Here is a 16499-nt window from a genome sequence, read left to right as displayed (position 1 = left end):
ACATGCGCGCATTTCCACTCTTCGTACTGCTCGGTGGCGGATGGCTGGCTCAGGCCGCCCACGCCGCCGATGCGCAGGATTGGCTGAAGCGACTCGCTGATGCCGAACAGCGGCAGAATTTCCAGGGCACTTTCGTCTACGAGCGAAGTGGCAGCTTTTCCACCCATCAGGTCTGGCATCGCGTCGATGCCTCCGGCAAGGTGCGTGAACGGCTGCAGCAACTCGATGGCCCCGCCCAGGAAATCCTCCGCGTGGATGGACGCACCGAATGCGTGAGTGGCGCGCTTTCCGACCAGATGGGCGATGGCCAGGTCTGGCCGGCCCGCGACCTCGATGCCGCCCAGATCGCCAAGTCCTATGACATGAGCGTGGTGGGCGAATCGCGGGTTGCGGGGCGACAGGCAATCGTCCTGTCGCTCAATCCTCGTGATCAGCACCGTTACGGCTTCGAGTTGCACCTGGACCGGGAGACCGGCCTGCCGCTCAAGTCGCTGCTGCTCAATGAGAAGGGCATGTTGCTGGAGCGTTTCCAGTTCACCCAGATCGATACATCCCAGGTTCCGGGTGATGCTGTGCTTCAGGCTGGGCAGGATTGCAAGCCCGTGCGCTTCGCCGAGGCGCCGAAGACCCTGGCCAACAACTGGCGTTCCGACTGGCTGCCCGAGGGCTTCACCCTCACCAGTGCCATCCAGCGGCAGAGTCCCGTATCGTCCGATCCGGTGGCCTGCCTGCTCTATGGAGACGGCCTGGCGCGCTTCTCGGTCTTCCTCGAGCCCCTGCACGGTGCGCCGGTGGAGGACGTTCGCGTCGAACTCGGTCCCACAGTGGCTGTGTCCCGCAGGCTCGGCACCAGCGACGGTGACGTAATGGTCACGGTAGTCGGTGAGATCCCCGTGGGAACTGCCGAGCGTATCGCGTTGTCTATGCGTACGGCTGGAACCGCAGCCCCCCAGGCAGCTCAGTGAATTGAGCGATGCCGTGGGCGGAGCGGCCATGACCACGGCGACCCGCTGGGCGTCGTGGGCTGATCGTTCCTCGGCGACGGTTCCTGCAAAAGAATTCCAATTGTGTTATCTCGGGCTGGGGGCGACTCCCGGCCCGAATTGCGTTTGCCCGCCAGGCCGGTCGGCCCGCGTCGGGTCCACATTCCTCGTTTCATGACGGGAGCTGTATGTCGATGCTAAGCATGAAATCCTGCCTGTCCGCGTTCGCGGCGGTGCTGCTGCTCGGTCAAACCTTTGTCGCGCATGCCGAATTGCCCGACTTCACGCCACTGGTGGAGGAGGCCTCCCCGGCGGTCGTCAACATCAGTACCCGGCAGAAGCTGCCCTCGCGTGCGGTCGCCGGCAACCAGGCAATGCCCGATCTGGAAGGCCTGCCGCCCATGCTCCGCGAGTTCTTCGAGCGCAGCATGCCTCAGGTCCCGCGCAGTCCGGGTGGCGGTCGCCAGCGCGAAGCGCAGTCCCTGGGTTCGGGCTTCATCATCTCCAAGGATGGCTACGTCCTGACCAACAACCATGTGGTGGCGGATGCCGATGAAATCATCGTGCGCCTGTCCGACCGCAGCGAGCTGGAAGCCAAGCTGATCGGTGCCGATGCGCGCACCGACGTGGCCCTGCTCAAGGTCGAAGGCAAGGACCTGCCCATCGTCAAGCTCGGCAAATCCGACGCGCTGAAGGTCGGCAGCTGGGTGCTGGCCATCGGCTCGCCCTTCGGCTTCGACCACTCCGTGACCGCCGGCATCGTCAGCGCCAAGGGGCGCAGCCTGCCGAACGAGAACTATGTGCCCTTCATCCAGACCGACGTGGCCATCAACCCGGGTAACTCCGGCGGCCCGCTGTTCAACCTGGATGGCGAGGTGGTGGGCATCAACTCGCAGATCTTCACCCGCTCCGGCGGCTTCATGGGCCTGTCCTTCGCCATCCCGATCGACGTCGCCATGAGTGTGGCCGACCAGCTCAAGGCCGAAGGCAAGGTCAGCCGCGGCTGGCTCGGCGTGGTGATCCAGGAAGTGAACAAGGACCTGGCCGAATCCTTCGGTCTCGACAAGCCGGCTGGCGCCCTCGTGGCCCAGGTGCTGGACGATGGTCCCGCCGCCAAGGGTGGCCTGCAGGTCGGTGACGTGATCCTCAGCATGAACGGCCAGCCGATCGTCATGTCCGCTGACCTGCCGCATCTGGTTGGGGCCCTCAAGCCCGGCAGCAAGATCGACCTCGATGTCGTTCGCGAAGGCTCGCGCAAGAACCTGTCGCTGACCATCGGCTCGCTGCCGGAAGACGGTGAGGAAGTCACCGCCACCGGTGCTCCGCAGGGTGCCGAGCGCAGCAGCAATCGCCTGGGCGTGCTGGTCGCCGAGCTGTCCAACGAGCAGAAGAAGAGCCTCGACATCAAGGGCGGTGTGGTGATCAAGGAAGTCCAGGATGGCCCGGCAGCCCTCATGGGCCTGCGTCCGGGCGATGTGATCAGCCACCTGAACAACCAGTCCATCGATTCGGTGCAGACCTTCGCCAAGGTGGCCAAGGAACTGCCGAAGAATCGTTCCGTGTCCATGCGCGTGCTGCGCCAGGGACGCGCCAGCTTCATCACCTTCAAGCTTTCGGAATAATCCGATGCACTGAAAAAGGGCGACCAGGGTCGCCCTTTTTCATGCCCGCGCTCCGCCATGCGGGCGTGACGCCTGAGTCGCCTATCAGGTAAACTCCCCGGCTATTTTTCGGCAAGCAACCGGCTTGCGGCTTTTTTCGAGTGTCGACCCTGTGAGTGACCTGAGTCATATCCGCAATTTTTCGATCATCGCCCACATCGACCATGGCAAGTCGACTCTGGCCGACCGCTTCATCCAGATGTGTGGCGGCCTGTCCGACCGCGAGATGGAGGCCCAGGTCCTGGACTCCATGGACCTGGAGCGTGAACGCGGCATCACCATCAAGGCCCATAGCGTCACCCTGCACTACAAGTCGCAGGACGGTAAGACCTACCAGCTGAACTTCATCGATACCCCCGGCCACGTCGACTTCACCTATGAAGTCAGCCGCTCGCTGGCCGCCTGCGAAGGTGCGCTGCTGGTGGTGGATGCCGGCCAGGGTGTCGAGGCGCAATCGGTCGCCAACTGCTACACCGCCATCGAGCAGGGCCTGGAAGTCATGCCCGTGCTGAACAAGATGGACCTGCCCCAGGCCGAGCCGGAGCGGGTCAAGGAAGAGATCGAGCACATCATCGGCATCGACGCCACCGACGCCGTGCCCTGCAGCGCCAAGAGCGGCATGGGCGTGATCGACGTGCTCGAGCAACTGGTCAAGGTCATCCCCGCGCCCGAAGGCGAGATCGAGGCGCCGCTGCAGGCCCTGATCATCGACTCCTGGTTCGACAACTACCTGGGTGTGGTCTCCCTGGTACGGGTCAAGCACGGCCGGGTGAAGAAGGGCGACAAGATCCTGGTCAAGTCCACCGGCAAGCTCCACCAGGTGGACAGCGTCGGTGTATTCACCCCGAAGCACACCGAAATGGCCGACCTCAAGGCCGGCGAAGTGGGCTTCATCATCGCCGGTATCAAGGACATCCTCGGTGCCCCGGTGGGTGACACCCTGACCCTCTCCAACACCCCTGACGTCGACGTGCTGCCGGGCTTCCAGCGCATCAAGCCGCAGGTCTACGCCGGCCTGTTCCCGGTCAGTTCCGACGATTTCGAGGACTTCCGCGAAGCGCTGCAGAAACTGACCCTGAACGATGCCGCGCTGCAGTACGAGCCGGAAAGCTCCGAAGCCCTGGGCTTCGGCTTCCGCATCGGCTTCCTCGGCATGCTGCACATGGAGATCATCCAGGAGCGCCTGGAGCGCGAATACGACCTGGACCTGATCACCACCGCACCGACGGTAATCTTCGAGGTGGTGCTGAAGACCGGCGAGACGATCTACGTCGACAACCCGTCCAAGCTGCCCGACCTCTCGCTCGTCGAGGAAATGCGCGAACCCATCGTGCGCGCCAATATCCTCGTGCCCCAGGAGCACCTGGGCAACGTCATCACCCTGTGCATCGAGAAGCGTGGCGTACAGCGCGACATGCAATTCCTCAGCAGCCAGGTTCAGGTTTGCTACGACCTGCCGATGAACGAAGTGGTGCTCGACTTCTTCGACCGCCTGAAGTCCGTGAGCCGCGGCTACGCATCGCTGGACTACAGCTTCGACCGCTTCCAGTCGGCCAACCTGGTCAAGCTGGACGTGTTGATCAACGGCGAGAAGGTCGACGCGCTAGCGCTGATCGTGCACCGCGACCAGGCCCACTACAAAGGCCGCGCGCTGACCGAGAAGATGAAGGAACTGATCCCACGGCAGATGTTCGACGTGGCGATCCAGGCGGCGATCGGTGGTCAGATCGTTGCACGTACTACCGTAAAGGCGCTCAGGAAGAACGTTCTGGCCAAATGCTACGGCGGCGACGTCAGCCGTAAGAAAAAGCTGCTGGAGAAGCAGAAGGCCGGTAAGAAAAGGATGAAGCAGGTCGGCAGTGTGGAAATTCCACAGGAAGCCTTCCTCGCAGTGCTCAAAGTGGATAGCTAGGGTCTATGTCGATCAATTTCCCGCTCTTGTTGGTTATCGCCGTGGCTGTCTGCGGCCTACTCGCGCTCATCGATCTGGTTCTGCTGGCTCCGCGCCGGCGCTCTGCGATTGCCGCCTACGAGGGGCAAGTCGGCGAGCCCGACCCCGAGGTGGTGGAAAAGCTCGACAAGGAACCCTTGCTGGTGGAATACGGCAAGTCCTTCTTCCCGGTGCTGGCCATCGTGCTGGTGCTGCGGTCGTTCCTGGTCGAGCCCTTCCAGATTCCCTCCGGCTCGATGAAACCGACCCTGGAAGTGGGCGATTTCATCCTGGTCAACAAGTTCGCCTATGGCATTCGCCTGCCGGTGGTGGACAGCAAGGTGATCGAGGTGGGTGACCCGCAGCGCGGTGATGTCATGGTGTTCCGCTATCCCAGCGACCCGAACATCAACTACATCAAGCGCGTGATCGGCCTGCCGGGTGATCGTATCGCCTACAGCAGCGACAAGCGCCTGACCGTCAACGGCGAGCAGGTAGCGGAGAAGCTGATCGGCGACGAGCCGGGCACCCTGGGCAGCTCCCGCCTGTACGAGGAGAAGCTGGGCGCCGCCGAGCACCTCATCCGCAAGGAAATGAAGCGCTACCGCATGGAGCCGGGCAAGGAGTGGGTGGTGCCGCAAGGGCACTACTTCATGATGGGCGACAACCGCGACAACTCGAACGACAGTCGCTACTGGAACGACCCGAACATTCCCAAGGACCTGCTCGGCATGGTTCCGGATCGCAACATCGTCGGCAAGGCGTTCGCCGTATGGATGAGCTGGCCGGATCCGAAGATGAACAACCTGCCGAACTTCTCCCGCGTGGGCCTCATTCACTGACGGCCCCCGACTTTCGCTTTTGCGGCGCTGTTCAATGCAGCGCCGCCCGCTATATATAGTCTTGCAGGGGGCCATCCGGCCCACACAACACCACTGACATTGAGGTCATCATGACGTTTGCGCACTCGCAGAGGGGCTTGTCGATACTGGGCTGGCTGGTTGTCCTGGCCATCGTTGCGTTCCTGGCCAGCACGGCCTTCAAGATCGTTCCGCACTACATGGATTACTACGCGATCGAGAAAATGATCAAGGCGGTCGAGAACGAGAAGGGCCAGAACATCTCCACTCCACGAGATTTCCAGGATTACGTGCGTAAAGGCATGATGGTCAACGGTATCCGTGATATCGACCTGGAGAAGGCCCTGCAGGTCAAGGTCGAGAACAACGACTTCTATGCCACGCTGAAATACGAAAAACGCGAGCCGCTGATCGAGAACCTCGATCTGGTGGTGCACTTCGACAAAGAATTCCGTGTGCGGGTCCCGTGAGCGTATCCCTTAGCCGTCTCGAGCGTCAGCTCGGCCACACCTTCCAGGACCAGGGTCTGATGACCCTGGCCCTGACCCACCGCAGTTTCGCCGGGCGCAACAACGAGCGCCTGGAGTTCCTCGGTGATGCCATTCTCAACTTCGTTGCCGGCGAGGCGCTCTACGAGCGTTTTCCCCAGGCCCGCGAAGGTCAGCTGTCACGCCTGCGTGCCCGCCTGGTCAAGGGTGAGACCCTGGCCCTGCTGGCCCGTGGTTTCGAGCTGGGCGAGTACCTGCGCCTGGGCTCCGGCGAGCTGAAAAGCGGCGGTTTCCGTCGCGAGTCGATCCTGGCCGATGCGCTGGAAGCGCTGATCGGTGCCATCTATCTCGATGCTGGCATGGAGCGCGCCCGTGAACGCGTCCTCGCCTGGCTGCACAACGAGCTGGAAGGCCTGACCCTGGTCGATACCAACAAGGACCCGAAAACCCGCCTGCAGGAATTCCTCCAGTCGCGGGCCTGCGAACTGCCCCGCTATGAAGTGGTGGATATCCAGGGCGAACCCCATTGCCGCACCTTCTTCGTCGAGTGCGAGATCGCCCTGCTGAATGACAAGACCCGTGGCCAGGGTGCCAGCCGACGCATTGCCGAACAGGTAGCGGCGGCAGCAGCACTGGTGGCCTTGGGCGTGGAGAACGGCCATGACTGATACCAATACCCAGCGCTGTGGCTACGTTGCCATCGTCGGCCGCCCCAACGTGGGCAAGTCGACGCTGCTCAACCACATCCTCGGGCAGAAGCTGGCGATCACCTCGCGCAAGCCGCAGACCACCCGTCACAACATGCTCGGCATCAAGACCGAGGGTGATGTCCAGGCCGTCTATGTCGACACCCCCGGCCTGCACAAGAACAACGAGAAAGCGCTCAACCGCTACATGAACAAGACCGCCTCGGCCGCCCTCAAGGACGTCGACGTGGTGATCTTCGTGGTCGACCGCAACCGTTGGACCGATGAGGACCAACTGGTGCTCGAGCGCGTCCAGTACGTCCAGGGCCCGGTGATCCTGGCCATCAACAAGACCGACCGCCTGGACGACAAGGCCGACCTGATGCCGCACCTGGCCTGGCTCCAGGAGCAGCTGCCCAAGGCCGAAGTGGTGCCGATCTCCGCCCAGCAGGGGCACAACCTCGACACCCTGGAGCGCCTGGTCGCCGAACGCCTGCCCGAGGGCGAGCACTTCTTCCCGGAAGACCAGATCACCGACCGCAGCAGCCGTTTCCTCGCCGCCGAGCTGGTGCGCGAGAAGATCATGCGCCAACTCGGTGCCGAACTTCCCTACCAGATCACCGTCGAGATCGAGGAGTTCAAGCAGGAAGGCCGCATTCTGCATATCCACGCGCTGATCCTTGTGGAGCGCGACGGACAGAAGAAAATCATCATTGGCGACGGTGGCGAGCGCATCAAGCGCATCGGCCAGGAAGCCCGCAAGGACATGGAGGTGCTGTTCGACTCCAAGGTCATGCTCAACCTCTGGGTCAAGGTGAAGGGTGGCTGGTCCGACGACGAGCGCGCCCTGCGCTCCCTGGGCTACAACGACCAGTAACCGATGCAGACCAGTGCGCAACCGGCCTTCGTACTGCACAGCAGGGCCTACCGCGAAAGCAGCGCGCTGGTGGATTTCCTCACCCCGGAAGGGCGGCTTCGCGCCGTCATGCGGGGTGCGCGGGGCAAGGCCGGTACTTTGGTCCGGCCCTTCGTGCCGCTGGAGGCCGAATTCCGCGGCCGTGGTGAGCTGAAGAACGTGGGGCGCCTGGAAAGCGCCGGCATCCCCCACTTCCTCACCGGTGAGGCGCTGTTCAGCGGCCTCTACCTCAATGAACTGACCATCCGCCTGTTGCCGGCCGAAGCGCCGCACCCCGCGCTGTTCGAGCATTACGCCGCCACCCTCCAGGCCCTGGCCGGCGGCCGTCCGCTGGAGCCGCTGCTGCGCGCTTTCGAATGGCGCCTGCTGGACGAGCTGGGCTATGGTTTTGCCCTGGACATCGACCTCCACGGCACGCCCATCGCCGCCAGCGGCATCTACCGCCTGTTGCCCGATGCCGGCCTCGAGCCCGTTGGCCAACTGCAGCCCGGCCTGTTCCAGGGCGCCGAACTGCTGGCCCTGGCCGAGGCGGACTGGAGCGCACCCGGTGCCCTTGCAGCGGCCAAGCGCCTGATGCGCCAGGCCCTGGCGCCCCATCTCGGCGGCAGGCCCCTGGCCAGCCGCGAACTCTTCATGACACTCAAGGAACCCTCCCGTGACTGAAGCCAACCGTGTTCTGCTCGGCGTCAACATCGACCACGTCGCCACCCTGCGCCAGGCCCGTGGCACCCGCTACCCGGACCCGGTCAAGGCCGCGCTGGACGCCGAGGAAGCCGGCGCCGACGGCATCACCGTGCACCTGCGCGAGGACCGCCGGCACATCCAGGAGCGTGACGTGCGCGTGCTCAAGGAGGTCCTGCAGACGCGCATGAACTTCGAGATGGGCGTCACCGAGGAGATGCTCGCCTTCGCCGAGGAGATTCGCCCCGAGCATGTCTGCCTGGTACCGGAAACCCGCCAGGAACTGACCACCGAAGGCGGCCTCGACGTCGCCGGCCAGGAAGCCCGCATCAAGGCCGCGGTCGAGCGCCTGGCGCGCCTGGGCAGCGAAGTCTCCCTGTTCATCGATGCCGACCCGGCGCAGATCGAAGCCTCCCACCGCGTCGGCGCCCCCGCCATCGAACTGCACACCGGCCGCTACGCCGACGCCCACACCCCGGAAGAAGCCGCCTACGAGCTGCAGCGCATCCGCGAAGGCGTCGCCCTGGGCTTGAAGCTAGGCCTGGTGGTCAACGCCGGCCACGGCCTGCACTACCACAACGTCGAACCGGTAGCCGCCATCCCCGGCATCAATGAGCTGAATATCGGTCACGCCCTGGTGGCCCACGCGCTGTTTGTTGGTTTCAAGCAGGCGGTGATCGAGATGAAACAGCTGATCCAGGGGGCGCAAGCGTCACGAACTTGAAGCTTGAAGCTTGAAGCTTGAAGCTTGAAGCTTGAAGCTTGAAGTGTCGTGTGTGGGGGCACGGGGCCGGGGTTCGACATGACTCCGAATGGTGGACCGGTGAAGCGTGGTCCACCATTTGCTCGAGCCGGTGCCGGGCTTTCCCGGGCTGAAGCCCGGGCTACGTTCGGAGTGCGAAAAATAAGCCCGGGGGTTGACAGCTCCCGCCGATCCCCCAGGCTCTTCCAGCTTCCAGCTTCCAGCTTCCAGCTTCCAGCTTCCAGCTTCCAGCTACGGCTTGCGCGCCACCATCACCGCTCGGGCCGGGGCGGGGAGGCCTTCGATGGTGCGGCTGTGGTCGGCAGGGTCGAGGAACTCGGGCAGGGACTGGTAGCGCATCCACTCGGTACTGCGCTGCTCCTCGATGCTGGTGACGCTGACGTCCACACAGCGCACGTCGACGAAACCGGCGCGGCGCAGCCACAACTCCAGCGCCGGCACCGACGGCAGGAACCACACGTTGCGCATCTGCGCGTAGCGGTCTTCGGGCACCAGCACCTGCTGGGCGTCGCCTTCCACTACCAGGGTTTCCAGCACCAGCTCACCGCCGCGCAGCAGGCAGTCCTTGAGGTCGAACAGGTGGTCGATGGGCGAGCGGCGGTGGTAGAGCACGCCCATGGAAAACACCGTGTCGAAGCCTTCCAGCTTCGCCGGCAGCTCTTCCAGGGCCAGGGGCAGGTGCCAGGCGGGGAGCTCTGGCAGGTAGCGCTTCATGGCCAGGAATTGGCAGAAGAACAGCCAGTTCGGGTCGATGCCCACCACGCTGTCGGCACCGGCGCCCAGCATGCGCCACTGGTAGTAGCCGTTGCCGCAGCCGACATCCAGCACGCGCTTGCCGCGCAGGTCGAGGTGCGGCGAGACCCGGGACCATTTCCAATCGGAGCGCCACTCGGTGTCGACATGCACGCCGAACAGCTCGAAGGGCCCCTTGCGCCAGGGGATCAGCCCCATCAGCGCATCCTTGAGCGCAGTGCGGGTGGCTTCATCGCAATCACCGTCGAGGGCGAAGCGTTGTGCCAGTTCCACGCGGGTTGGCGTGATCGGCGGCAGGGCGTCCACCGCCGCGCCCCAGCGCTGCAGGTCGCCGTGACCGATGGCCAGCTTGGCGTCGAGTTGGCCGGGCAGGTCGGCGGCCCACTCCTGCAGCGGGGTGCCCATGAGCCTTTGCTGCAGGGCGTCGAGATCGAGGGTATGGATCATGGCAGGGCGATCAGCGAGGCGAAGTTGAGGCACTGGAACCAGGGCACCACGCGGGAGAAGCCGGCCGCCAGCAGGCGCTCGCGGTGTTCCTCCAGGCTGTCGGGGCGCATCACGTTCTCCAGGGCGCTGCGTTTCTGGGCGATCTCCAGCTCGCTGTAGCCGTTGGCGCGCTTGAAGTCGATGTGCAGGTCGGTGAGCAGCTCATGCTCCGCGGCATCGGTGAAGCGCAGCTTCTCCGAAAGAATCAATGCACCACCCGGCAGCAACGCCTGGTGGATGCGCGCCAGCAGGGGCTGGCGTTCCTCGCGGGCGACGAACTGCAGGGTGAAGTTCATCGCCACCAGCGAGGTCGGCTGGAATTCCAGGGCGAGGATATCTGCCTCCAGCACCTCCACCGGCAGCAGCTCCTGGTACATGGAGTCCTGGGCGTGCAGGTACTCGCGGCAGCGATCCACCATGGCGGCGGAGTTATCCACAGCCAGCACCCGGCAGCCATCGGTGCGCACATGGCGGCGCAGGGCCTGGGTCACCGCGCCGAGGGAGGCGCCCAGGTCGTACAGATGGGTGTTGGGCTGGGCGAAGCGGGCGGCCAGTACGCCGATGTTCTCGACGATGGTCGGGTAGCCCGGCACCGAGCGCTTGATCATGTCCGGGAACACCTTGACCACGTCTTCGTTGAACGCGAAGTCGGAGACTTGAGCCTGGGGCGTGGCATAGATGCGGTCGGGGTTGTGCTTCACGGGCCGGTACCAGCTGTTGGAAAGGCCGGCATTCTAGCCAAGACCGCGCCCGGCCAGAATCCCGGCGTGCCGATCGGTCGAAAATCAGCGTCGCCCGTGCAGCACCGCCGAGGCGACTATGCCCAGTTGCCCGAGCCAGTAGGTGAGCATGATGGCCAGCCCCGCCGCCTCGAAGGGCGCCACGAAGCGGTTGACCCCCAGCAGGCTGTCGGACACCACGAAGCACAGCGCACCGGCGGCCGCGACCTGCACCGAGCGCCGGCCCGGTTCGCTGGCACCGAGGCGGGCGAGGGCGCGCCAGAGCATGGTGCTGATGGTCAGCGCATAGAGCGCCACCGGCACCAGCAGGCCACCAAGGCCGCCGCTGGCCAGCACGGCGAACATGCCGATGCCGAACAGGGCCGCCGCCAGCAATGCCAGGGGCGCCAGGCGCCGGGTATCCGCCAGGTAGGCGCCGATATAGGCCAGGTGGCCGAGGAGGAAGGCGCCCAGGCCGAAGACGAAGAAGTCCGGCGACCATTGCAGCAGCACATCGCCGGCCAGGCACAGCAGCAGCCCCAGCGCCACCCAGCGTCGATAGCGGCCGGGCGGGGCGCTTTGCAGCAGCCAGGCGAGCAGGGCGAGGATGGGCACCGGCTTGGTCCAGAAACACAGCGTATCCAGGTCGGCGGCGTCGCCGTAGAGGTAGGCGACAGCACCGATCAGCCCGATCAACAGCCACTGCATGCAAGGTTCTCCATCGTTGTCCATCCGGGCCGCGCGGCGGCCTGCCAGCGGGCCTCCCGGCCCTGGGCTACTCTGCGCATCGTCGCGATCGGGCTCCAGGCGCAAAACGCCAGGTGCAGTCGCCGATTGCGCCGCTAGACTGAAAACGCACCCCGCCACGAGGACAACGATGTGATGAAGACGGCGACTCGTCTGCAGGCCGGATTCCTGCTGGCGATCGGCATGCTGGTACTCAATATCGTGCTGCCCCTGGCCACCACCCGCTGGGTCGGCAACGCCGAGCGCCAGCTGGAGCTGCACGAGCACACCGGGCGCGAGCTGAGCGACCTCCTATCCTCCCTCAAGGATGGCGAAACCGGCCAGCGAGGATTCGCCTTGACCGGCCGCGACGACTACCTGACCCCGCTCTACCAGGGCTACGGCGATGTCGACAAGGACATGGCGCGTTTCAAGGTGACGCTGGCGAACGATGAGCTGTTCGATGACCTGCAACGGCTGGTCGGGCTGCTCGCCGAGCAGCGCGCCTTCTTTGGCCGGGTCATCGAGCTGCGCCGCAGCGAAGGTCTGGCCGCCGCCGGCGACCTGGTCAGCACCGGCAAGGGCAAGCAACTCATGGACGCCATCCGCCTGCACCTCGGCGAGATGCAGGGCGTGGTCGAGCAGCGCGTGCTGCTGGCCAAGCAGGAGATCGAGTGGCGCGGCTGGGTCGGGATGGCGATGCTGGGGCTGGTCACCCTGCTGGACCTGCTGGTGATCGCGCTGCTCTTCCACTTCACCTTCCGCATGCTGCGCGCGGGCCGCGAAGCCCGTCTCGCCCAGGACCTGCTCAGCGAGCAACTGAGCCTGGGCATGCAGCGCGTGGAACTGCGCAACCACCAGATCTCACTGTTGAGCCGTATGGCGGGTGCCCTGCACTCGGTGAACGAGTTCGAGGAGTGCTTCGGCATCATCACCCGCTTCGCTGCCCAGTTGTTCCCCCAGAGCGATGGCTGCCTCTCTCTCTATCACCCCTCGCGGGACGTGCTCGAGGAGGCCGGGCACTGGGGTGGCTGGCAGGTGGGCAGCGTCGAGTTGTTCGAGCCCGACGACTGCTGGGCGATCCGCCGTGGCCAGAGCCACCTGGTGCTGGACGTGAACAAGGACCTGGTCTGCCCGCACCTGCACGAAAGCCCGTTGGCAGCCAATGGCACGCTTTGCGTGCCGCTCATGGCCCAGGGGGAGCCGCTGGGGGTGATGACCCTGTGCGGCGGCAGTGCCGACCTGGAGTTGGCGGAAGCCTTCGCCGAGCAGGTATCCCTGGGGGTGGCCAACCTCAGCCTGCGCGAGAGCCTGCGCCAGCAATCGGTGGTGGACGCCCTGACCGGCCTGCACAACCGCCGCTTCCTCGACGAAACCCTGCGCCGCGAACTGCTGCGCGCCAGTCGCAAGCAGTCACCGGTGATCGTCGTGCTGCTGGATGTGGACCACTTCAAGCGCTTCAACGACACCTTCGGCCACGAGGCGGGGGACCTGGTGCTGCGTCACCTGGCCCTGGAAATGAAGCGGCATGTGCGCTCCAGCGACCTGGCCTGCCGCTACGGGGGCGAAGAGTTCGCCTTGGTGATGCCGGAAATCAGCCTGGAGGATGCCATGGAGCGCTGCGAGGCCCTGCGCCTCGGGGTCACCCGGCTGCAGATCCGCTACGGCGGCCAGCCCCTGGGCCCGATCGCCATCTCCCTGGGCCTGGCCTGTTTCCCCGCCGATGGCGAGAGCGCCGATGTGTTGCTGCATGCCGCCGACAGCGCGCTGTACCAGGCCAAGCGCGCCGGCCGTAACCAGCTGTGCCTGTACCAGGGCATACGCGGCCAGCACAGCATCGCCGCCGAGTCCCAGGCCCCGTAGGTTGGCGCCGAGCGTAGCGAGGCCCAACGATGGGCCTCATGAGGGAGGTAAAACGTTTCGCCAGCAGGGCCCGCCAGTGGGCGGGCCCCCGTATCAGTCCACGCTGACCTTGCAATCGAAGGTCTGCTCCGGCGCCACGTCGGCTTCCCAGGGACGCTGGTAGACCAGCAACAGGCGGCCTTCGCCGCTCTGCGCGGCATTGAAGCGCCAGGTGGACTCACCGGCGCCGCCCACCAGGCCGGCTTCCTCGGGGGTGTCGTAGACCTCCGGGCCGAGGCTGCGCAGCACGCCCGGCGCGGCGTCCTTCACCACCCAGCGGAACCCCGTTGTGGGATTGCTCGGCAGGGTCAGGACCAGCAACTGGCCCTTGTCCAGCTCGATCGGGCAACTGCTCTGTTTCTGCACCACCAGGCTGGTGGATTCATGGGCGCAGGCGGCCAGCAGCATCAGGGCGGCGGGCAGCAGCAGGCGGGGAAGGCGGGCAGGACTCATGGACGGCTCCATCGTTCAGGGGCCGGTGCAGCATATCCGCTGCATCGGCCCCTGGGTAGGCGCCGCAGGCGTCAGGCGAACAGCACCTTGGCGACATCGGAGAAGCGCCGGGCGAAATGCACCGTCATGCCGTCGCGCAGGTAATCCGGCAGTTCCTCATAGGAGCCACGGTTGGCCTCCGGGAGGATCAGCTCGAAGATCTTCTGCCGGCGCGCGGCGATCACCTTCTCGCGCACCCCGCCAATGGGCAGTACCTGGCCGGTGAGGGTCAGCTCGCCGGTCATGGCCACACCCTTCTTCGGTGCCTGGTCGCGGGCCAGGGAGAGCAGGGCGCTGGCCATGGTGATGCCGGCGCTGGGGCCATCCTTGGGGGTGGCGCCCTCCGGCACGTGGAGGTGGACGAAGGCCTGGTCGAAGAACCCGGCATCGCCGCCGTACTTCTTCAGATTCGAGCTGATGTAGCTGTAGGCGATCTCGGCCGACTCCTTCATGACGTCACCCAACTGGCCGGTGAGCTTGAAGCCGCGGTTCAGCGTATGGATGCGCGTCGCCTCGATCGGCAGGGTGGCGCCGCCCATGCTGGTCCAGGCCAGGCCGGTGATCACGCCGGTGCCGGAGAGGAGCTGCTCCTTGCGGAACGGCGGGGTGCCGAGGAAGGGCTCCAGGTCCTTCTGCGCGACCTTGATCTTCGCGGTGGGGTCTTCGAGCATCTTCACCACCGACTTGCGGATGATCTTGCCCAGCTGCTTCTCCAACTGGCGCACCCCGGCTTCGCGGGCGTACCCCTCGATCACCGAGGTCAGCGCGCCGTCGGTGATCGACAGGCGCTCCTTGGGCACCCCGGTGCGCTCCAGCAGGCGCGGCCACAGGTGGCGCTTGGCGATGGCGTGCTTCTCCTCGGTGATGTAGCCGGAGAGGCGGATCACCTCCATGCGGTCCAGCAGCGGGCCGGGGATGGAATCCAGGGTATTGGCCGTGCACACGAACAGCACCTTGGACAGGTCCATGCGCAGGTCCAGGTAATGATCGAGGAATTCGACGTTCTGCTCCGGGTCCAGCGTCTCCAGCAAGGCCGAGGCCGGGTCGCCCTGGTAGCTGGCGCCGAGCTTGTCGATCTCGTCGAGCATGATCACCGGGTTCATCACCTCCACGTCCTTCAGTGCCTGCACCAGCTTGCCGGGCAGGGCGCCGATGTAGGTGCGGCGGTGGCCCTTGATCTCGGCCTCGTCACGCATGCCGCCGACGCTGAAGCGGTAGAAGGGGCGGCCCAGGGATTCGGCGATGGACTTGCCGATGCTGGTCTTGCCCACGCCGGGCGGCCCCACCAGCAGCACGATGGAGCCGGCGATCTCGCCCTTGAAGGCGCCTACCGCGAGGAACTCGAGGATGCGGTTCTTGATGTCGTCCAGCCCCGCGTGGTGCTTGTCGAGCACCTTGCGCGCATGGGCGAGGTCGAGCTTGTCCTTGCCGTACACGCCCCAGGGCACGCTGGTGGCCCAGTCCAGGTAGTTGCGGGTCACCGCGTATTCCGGCGAGCCGGTCTCCAGGATCGACAGCTTGTTCAGCTCTTCGTCGATGCGCTTCTTCGCCTGCTCCGGCAGTACCTTGCCCTGCAGGCGCTGGGTGAACTGCTCGGCGTCGGCGCTGCGGTCATCCTTGGTGATGCCCAGCTCCTGCTGGATGATCTTCAGCTGCTCCTTGAGGAAGAACTCGCGCTGGTGCTGGCCGATCTTGCGGTTCACCTCGGCGGAGAGCTCGCTCTGCAGGCGTGCCACCTCCACTTCCTTGCGCAGCAGCGGCAGCACCTTCTCCATGCGCTTGAGTACCGGCACCGTGTCCAGCACCTCCTGCAGCTCCTTGGCCGGTGCACTGGTCAGGGCGGCGGCGAAGTCGGTGAGCGGCGACGGGTCATTGGGGCTGAAGCGGTTGAGGTAGTTCTTCAGCTCCTCGCTGTACAGCGGGTTGAGCGGCAGCAGCTCCTTGATCGCGTTGATCAGCGCCATGCCGTAGGCCTTCACCTCATCGCGCTGGTCGCTGGGGTTCTGCGGGTAGTCCACCTCCACCAGGTAGGGCGGGCGATGGCGCTTGAGCCAGCCACGGATGCGCACCCGCGACAGGCCCTGGGCAACGAACTGCAGCTTGCCGCCCTCGCGGCTGGCATGGTGCACGCGCACCAGGGTGCCGTGTTCGGGCAGGGTGGAGGGGTCGAAATGGCGCGGGTCTTCCGGCGGGTTCTCCATGAAGAACAGCGCCAGGCAGTGGTGCTCGGTCTTGGACACCAGCTCCAGGGTCTCGGCCCAGGGCTCCTCGTTGACGATCACCGGCAGCACCTGGGCCGGGAAGAAGGGGCGGTTATGGATCGGGATGATGTACACCTTGTCCGGCAGGGTCTGGCCGGGCAGGACGAGGCCTGTGCTGTGCGGGCCGGTCGCTTCTTCGACGAGATCGGCGTGGATGTCCTGATCGCTCATTGGGCACCTGGTAGCTGGGTT

General features: G+C 65.3%; 15 protein-coding genes. 10 read left to right on the top strand and 5 right to left on the bottom strand.

Annotated elements, in window-relative coordinates; translation table 11 throughout:
* Positions 1-2: 2 nt before the first annotated feature.
* The 9 genes from RTW82_RS17520 to pdxJ all read left to right on the top strand — a co-directional run bounded on the left by RTW82_RS17520 (position 3) and on the right by pdxJ (position 8929).
* Positions 3-965: a MucB/RseB C-terminal domain-containing protein gene (locus RTW82_RS17520; RefSeq protein ID WP_316925845.1), complete on the top strand. Its 963-nt coding sequence runs from the start codon at positions 3-5 to the stop codon at positions 963-965.
* Between the two features lie 212 nt (positions 966-1177).
* Entirely contained in the window at positions 1178-2605 is a 1428-nt protein-coding gene (locus tag RTW82_RS17515; protein ID WP_316925906.1) for a DegQ family serine endoprotease, read from the top strand.
* A gap of 151 nt (positions 2606-2756) precedes the next feature.
* Positions 2757-4556 (top strand): translation elongation factor 4, encoded by a 1800-nt coding sequence (lepA, locus tag RTW82_RS17510; RefSeq protein WP_021221239.1) that lies wholly within the window; start codon positions 2757-2759, stop codon positions 4554-4556.
* Positions 4557-4561: 5 nt separating this feature from the next.
* On the top strand, positions 4562-5416 hold the full coding sequence (lepB, locus tag RTW82_RS17505) for a signal peptidase I (RefSeq protein ID WP_316925844.1): 855 nt from the start codon (positions 4562-4564) through the stop codon (positions 5414-5416).
* A gap of 110 nt (positions 5417-5526) precedes the next feature.
* A complete protein-coding gene (locus RTW82_RS17500; protein WP_316925843.1) occupies positions 5527-5904 on the top strand; it encodes a DUF4845 domain-containing protein in 378 nt (125 codons plus the stop codon).
* Positions 5901-6590, top strand: coding sequence for a ribonuclease III (rnc, locus tag RTW82_RS17495; RefSeq protein WP_031288390.1), 690 nt, complete (start codon positions 5901-5903; stop codon positions 6588-6590). Before RTW82_RS17500 ends, rnc begins: the two co-directional genes overlap by 4 nt.
* Positions 6583-7485, top strand: a complete 903-nt coding sequence (gene era / locus RTW82_RS17490) for a GTPase Era (protein ID WP_021221235.1) — start codon at positions 6583-6585, stop codon at positions 7483-7485. The genes rnc and era overlap by 8 nt, the downstream gene beginning before the upstream one ends.
* Positions 7486-7488: 3 nt before the next feature.
* Positions 7489-8187, top strand: a complete 699-nt coding sequence (gene recO, locus RTW82_RS17485) for a DNA repair protein RecO (RefSeq protein WP_043245193.1) — start codon at positions 7489-7491, stop codon at positions 8185-8187.
* Positions 8180-8929 (top strand): pyridoxine 5'-phosphate synthase, encoded by a 750-nt coding sequence (gene pdxJ / locus RTW82_RS17480; protein ID WP_316925842.1) that lies wholly within the window; start codon positions 8180-8182, stop codon positions 8927-8929. The genes recO and pdxJ overlap by 8 nt, the downstream gene beginning before the upstream one ends.
* A 270-nt stretch (positions 8930-9199) precedes the next feature.
* On the opposite strand, the gene cmoB is transcribed toward pdxJ, so the two are convergent.
* From cmoB to RTW82_RS17465, 3 genes are all read right to left on the bottom strand, one after another.
* Positions 9200-10168 carry a tRNA 5-methoxyuridine(34)/uridine 5-oxyacetic acid(34) synthase CmoB gene (gene cmoB / locus RTW82_RS17475; RefSeq protein ID WP_316925841.1) on the bottom strand — a complete coding sequence of 323 codons (969 nt, stop codon included), beginning with the start codon at positions 10166-10168 and terminating at the stop codon, positions 9200-9202.
* The gene (gene cmoA / locus RTW82_RS17470; RefSeq protein ID WP_316925840.1) at positions 10165-10908 is read right to left on the bottom strand and encodes a carboxy-S-adenosyl-L-methionine synthase CmoA; all 744 of its coding nucleotides are present in this window, start codon (positions 10906-10908) and stop codon (positions 10165-10167) included. The genes cmoB and cmoA overlap by 4 nt, the downstream gene beginning before the upstream one ends.
* A gap of 84 nt (positions 10909-10992) precedes the next feature.
* Positions 10993-11634 carry a lysoplasmalogenase gene (locus RTW82_RS17465; protein WP_316925839.1) on the bottom strand — a complete coding sequence of 214 codons (642 nt, stop codon included), beginning with the start codon at positions 11632-11634 and terminating at the stop codon, positions 10993-10995.
* A 174-nt stretch (positions 11635-11808) separates the two neighbouring features.
* Here RTW82_RS17465 and RTW82_RS17460 point away from each other — a divergent pair, with 174 nt between their 5' ends.
* Entirely contained in the window at positions 11809-13515 is a 1707-nt protein-coding gene (locus RTW82_RS17460; RefSeq protein ID WP_316925838.1) for a diguanylate cyclase, read from the top strand.
* Between the two features lie 93 nt (positions 13516-13608).
* Here the strand turns inward: RTW82_RS17460 and RTW82_RS17455 are convergent, their stop codons facing one another.
* The gene (locus tag RTW82_RS17455) at positions 13609-14007 is read right to left on the bottom strand and encodes a protease inhibitor I42 family protein (protein WP_021222108.1); all 399 of its coding nucleotides are present in this window, start codon (positions 14005-14007) and stop codon (positions 13609-13611) included.
* 71 nt (positions 14008-14078) lie between these two features.
* Positions 14079-16478, bottom strand: coding sequence for an endopeptidase La (gene lon, locus RTW82_RS17450; protein ID WP_021222107.1), 2400 nt, complete (start codon positions 16476-16478; stop codon positions 14079-14081).
* Positions 16479-16499: the final 21 nt, after the last annotated feature.

The sequence above is a fragment of the Pseudomonas sp. zfem005 genome (assembly GCF_032621735.1).
Classification (GTDB): domain Bacteria; phylum Pseudomonadota; class Gammaproteobacteria; order Pseudomonadales; family Pseudomonadaceae; genus Metapseudomonas; species Metapseudomonas solani.
Note: the sequence above shows the minus strand (reverse complement) of the source record. Positions and strands in the feature narration are given on the sequence as shown.

Excerpts from the sequence above, each read along its gene's own strand:
- RTW82_RS17520 (WP_316925845.1), top strand. The coding sequence starts at position 3 with ATGCGCGCATTTCCACTCTTCGTACTGCTCGGTGGCGGATGGCTGGCT.
- RTW82_RS17515 (WP_316925906.1), top strand. The coding sequence starts at position 1,178 with ATGCTAAGCATGAAATCCTGCCTGTCCGCGTTCGCGGCGGTGCTGCTG.
- lepB (WP_316925844.1), top strand. The coding sequence starts at position 4,562 with ATGTCGATCAATTTCCCGCTCTTGTTGGTTATCGCCGTGGCTGTCTGC.
- RTW82_RS17500 (WP_316925843.1), top strand. The coding sequence starts at position 5,527 with ATGACGTTTGCGCACTCGCAGAGGGGCTTGTCGATACTGGGCTGGCTG.
- era (WP_021221235.1), top strand. The coding sequence starts at position 6,583 with ATGACTGATACCAATACCCAGCGCTGTGGCTACGTTGCCATCGTCGGC.
- recO (WP_043245193.1), top strand. The coding sequence starts at position 7,489 with ATGCAGACCAGTGCGCAACCGGCCTTCGTACTGCACAGCAGGGCCTAC.
- cmoB (WP_316925841.1), bottom strand. The coding sequence starts at position 10,168 with ATGATCCATACCCTCGATCTCGACGCCCTGCAGCAAAGGCTCATGGGC.
- RTW82_RS17465 (WP_316925839.1), bottom strand. The coding sequence starts at position 11,634 with ATGCAGTGGCTGTTGATCGGGCTGATCGGTGCTGTCGCCTACCTCTAC.
- RTW82_RS17460 (WP_316925838.1), top strand. The coding sequence starts at position 11,809 with ATGAAGACGGCGACTCGTCTGCAGGCCGGATTCCTGCTGGCGATCGGC.
- RTW82_RS17455 (WP_021222108.1), bottom strand. The coding sequence starts at position 14,007 with ATGAGTCCTGCCCGCCTTCCCCGCCTGCTGCTGCCCGCCGCCCTGATG.
- lon (WP_021222107.1), bottom strand. The coding sequence starts at position 16,478 with ATGAGCGATCAGGACATCCACGCCGATCTCGTCGAAGAAGCGACCGGC.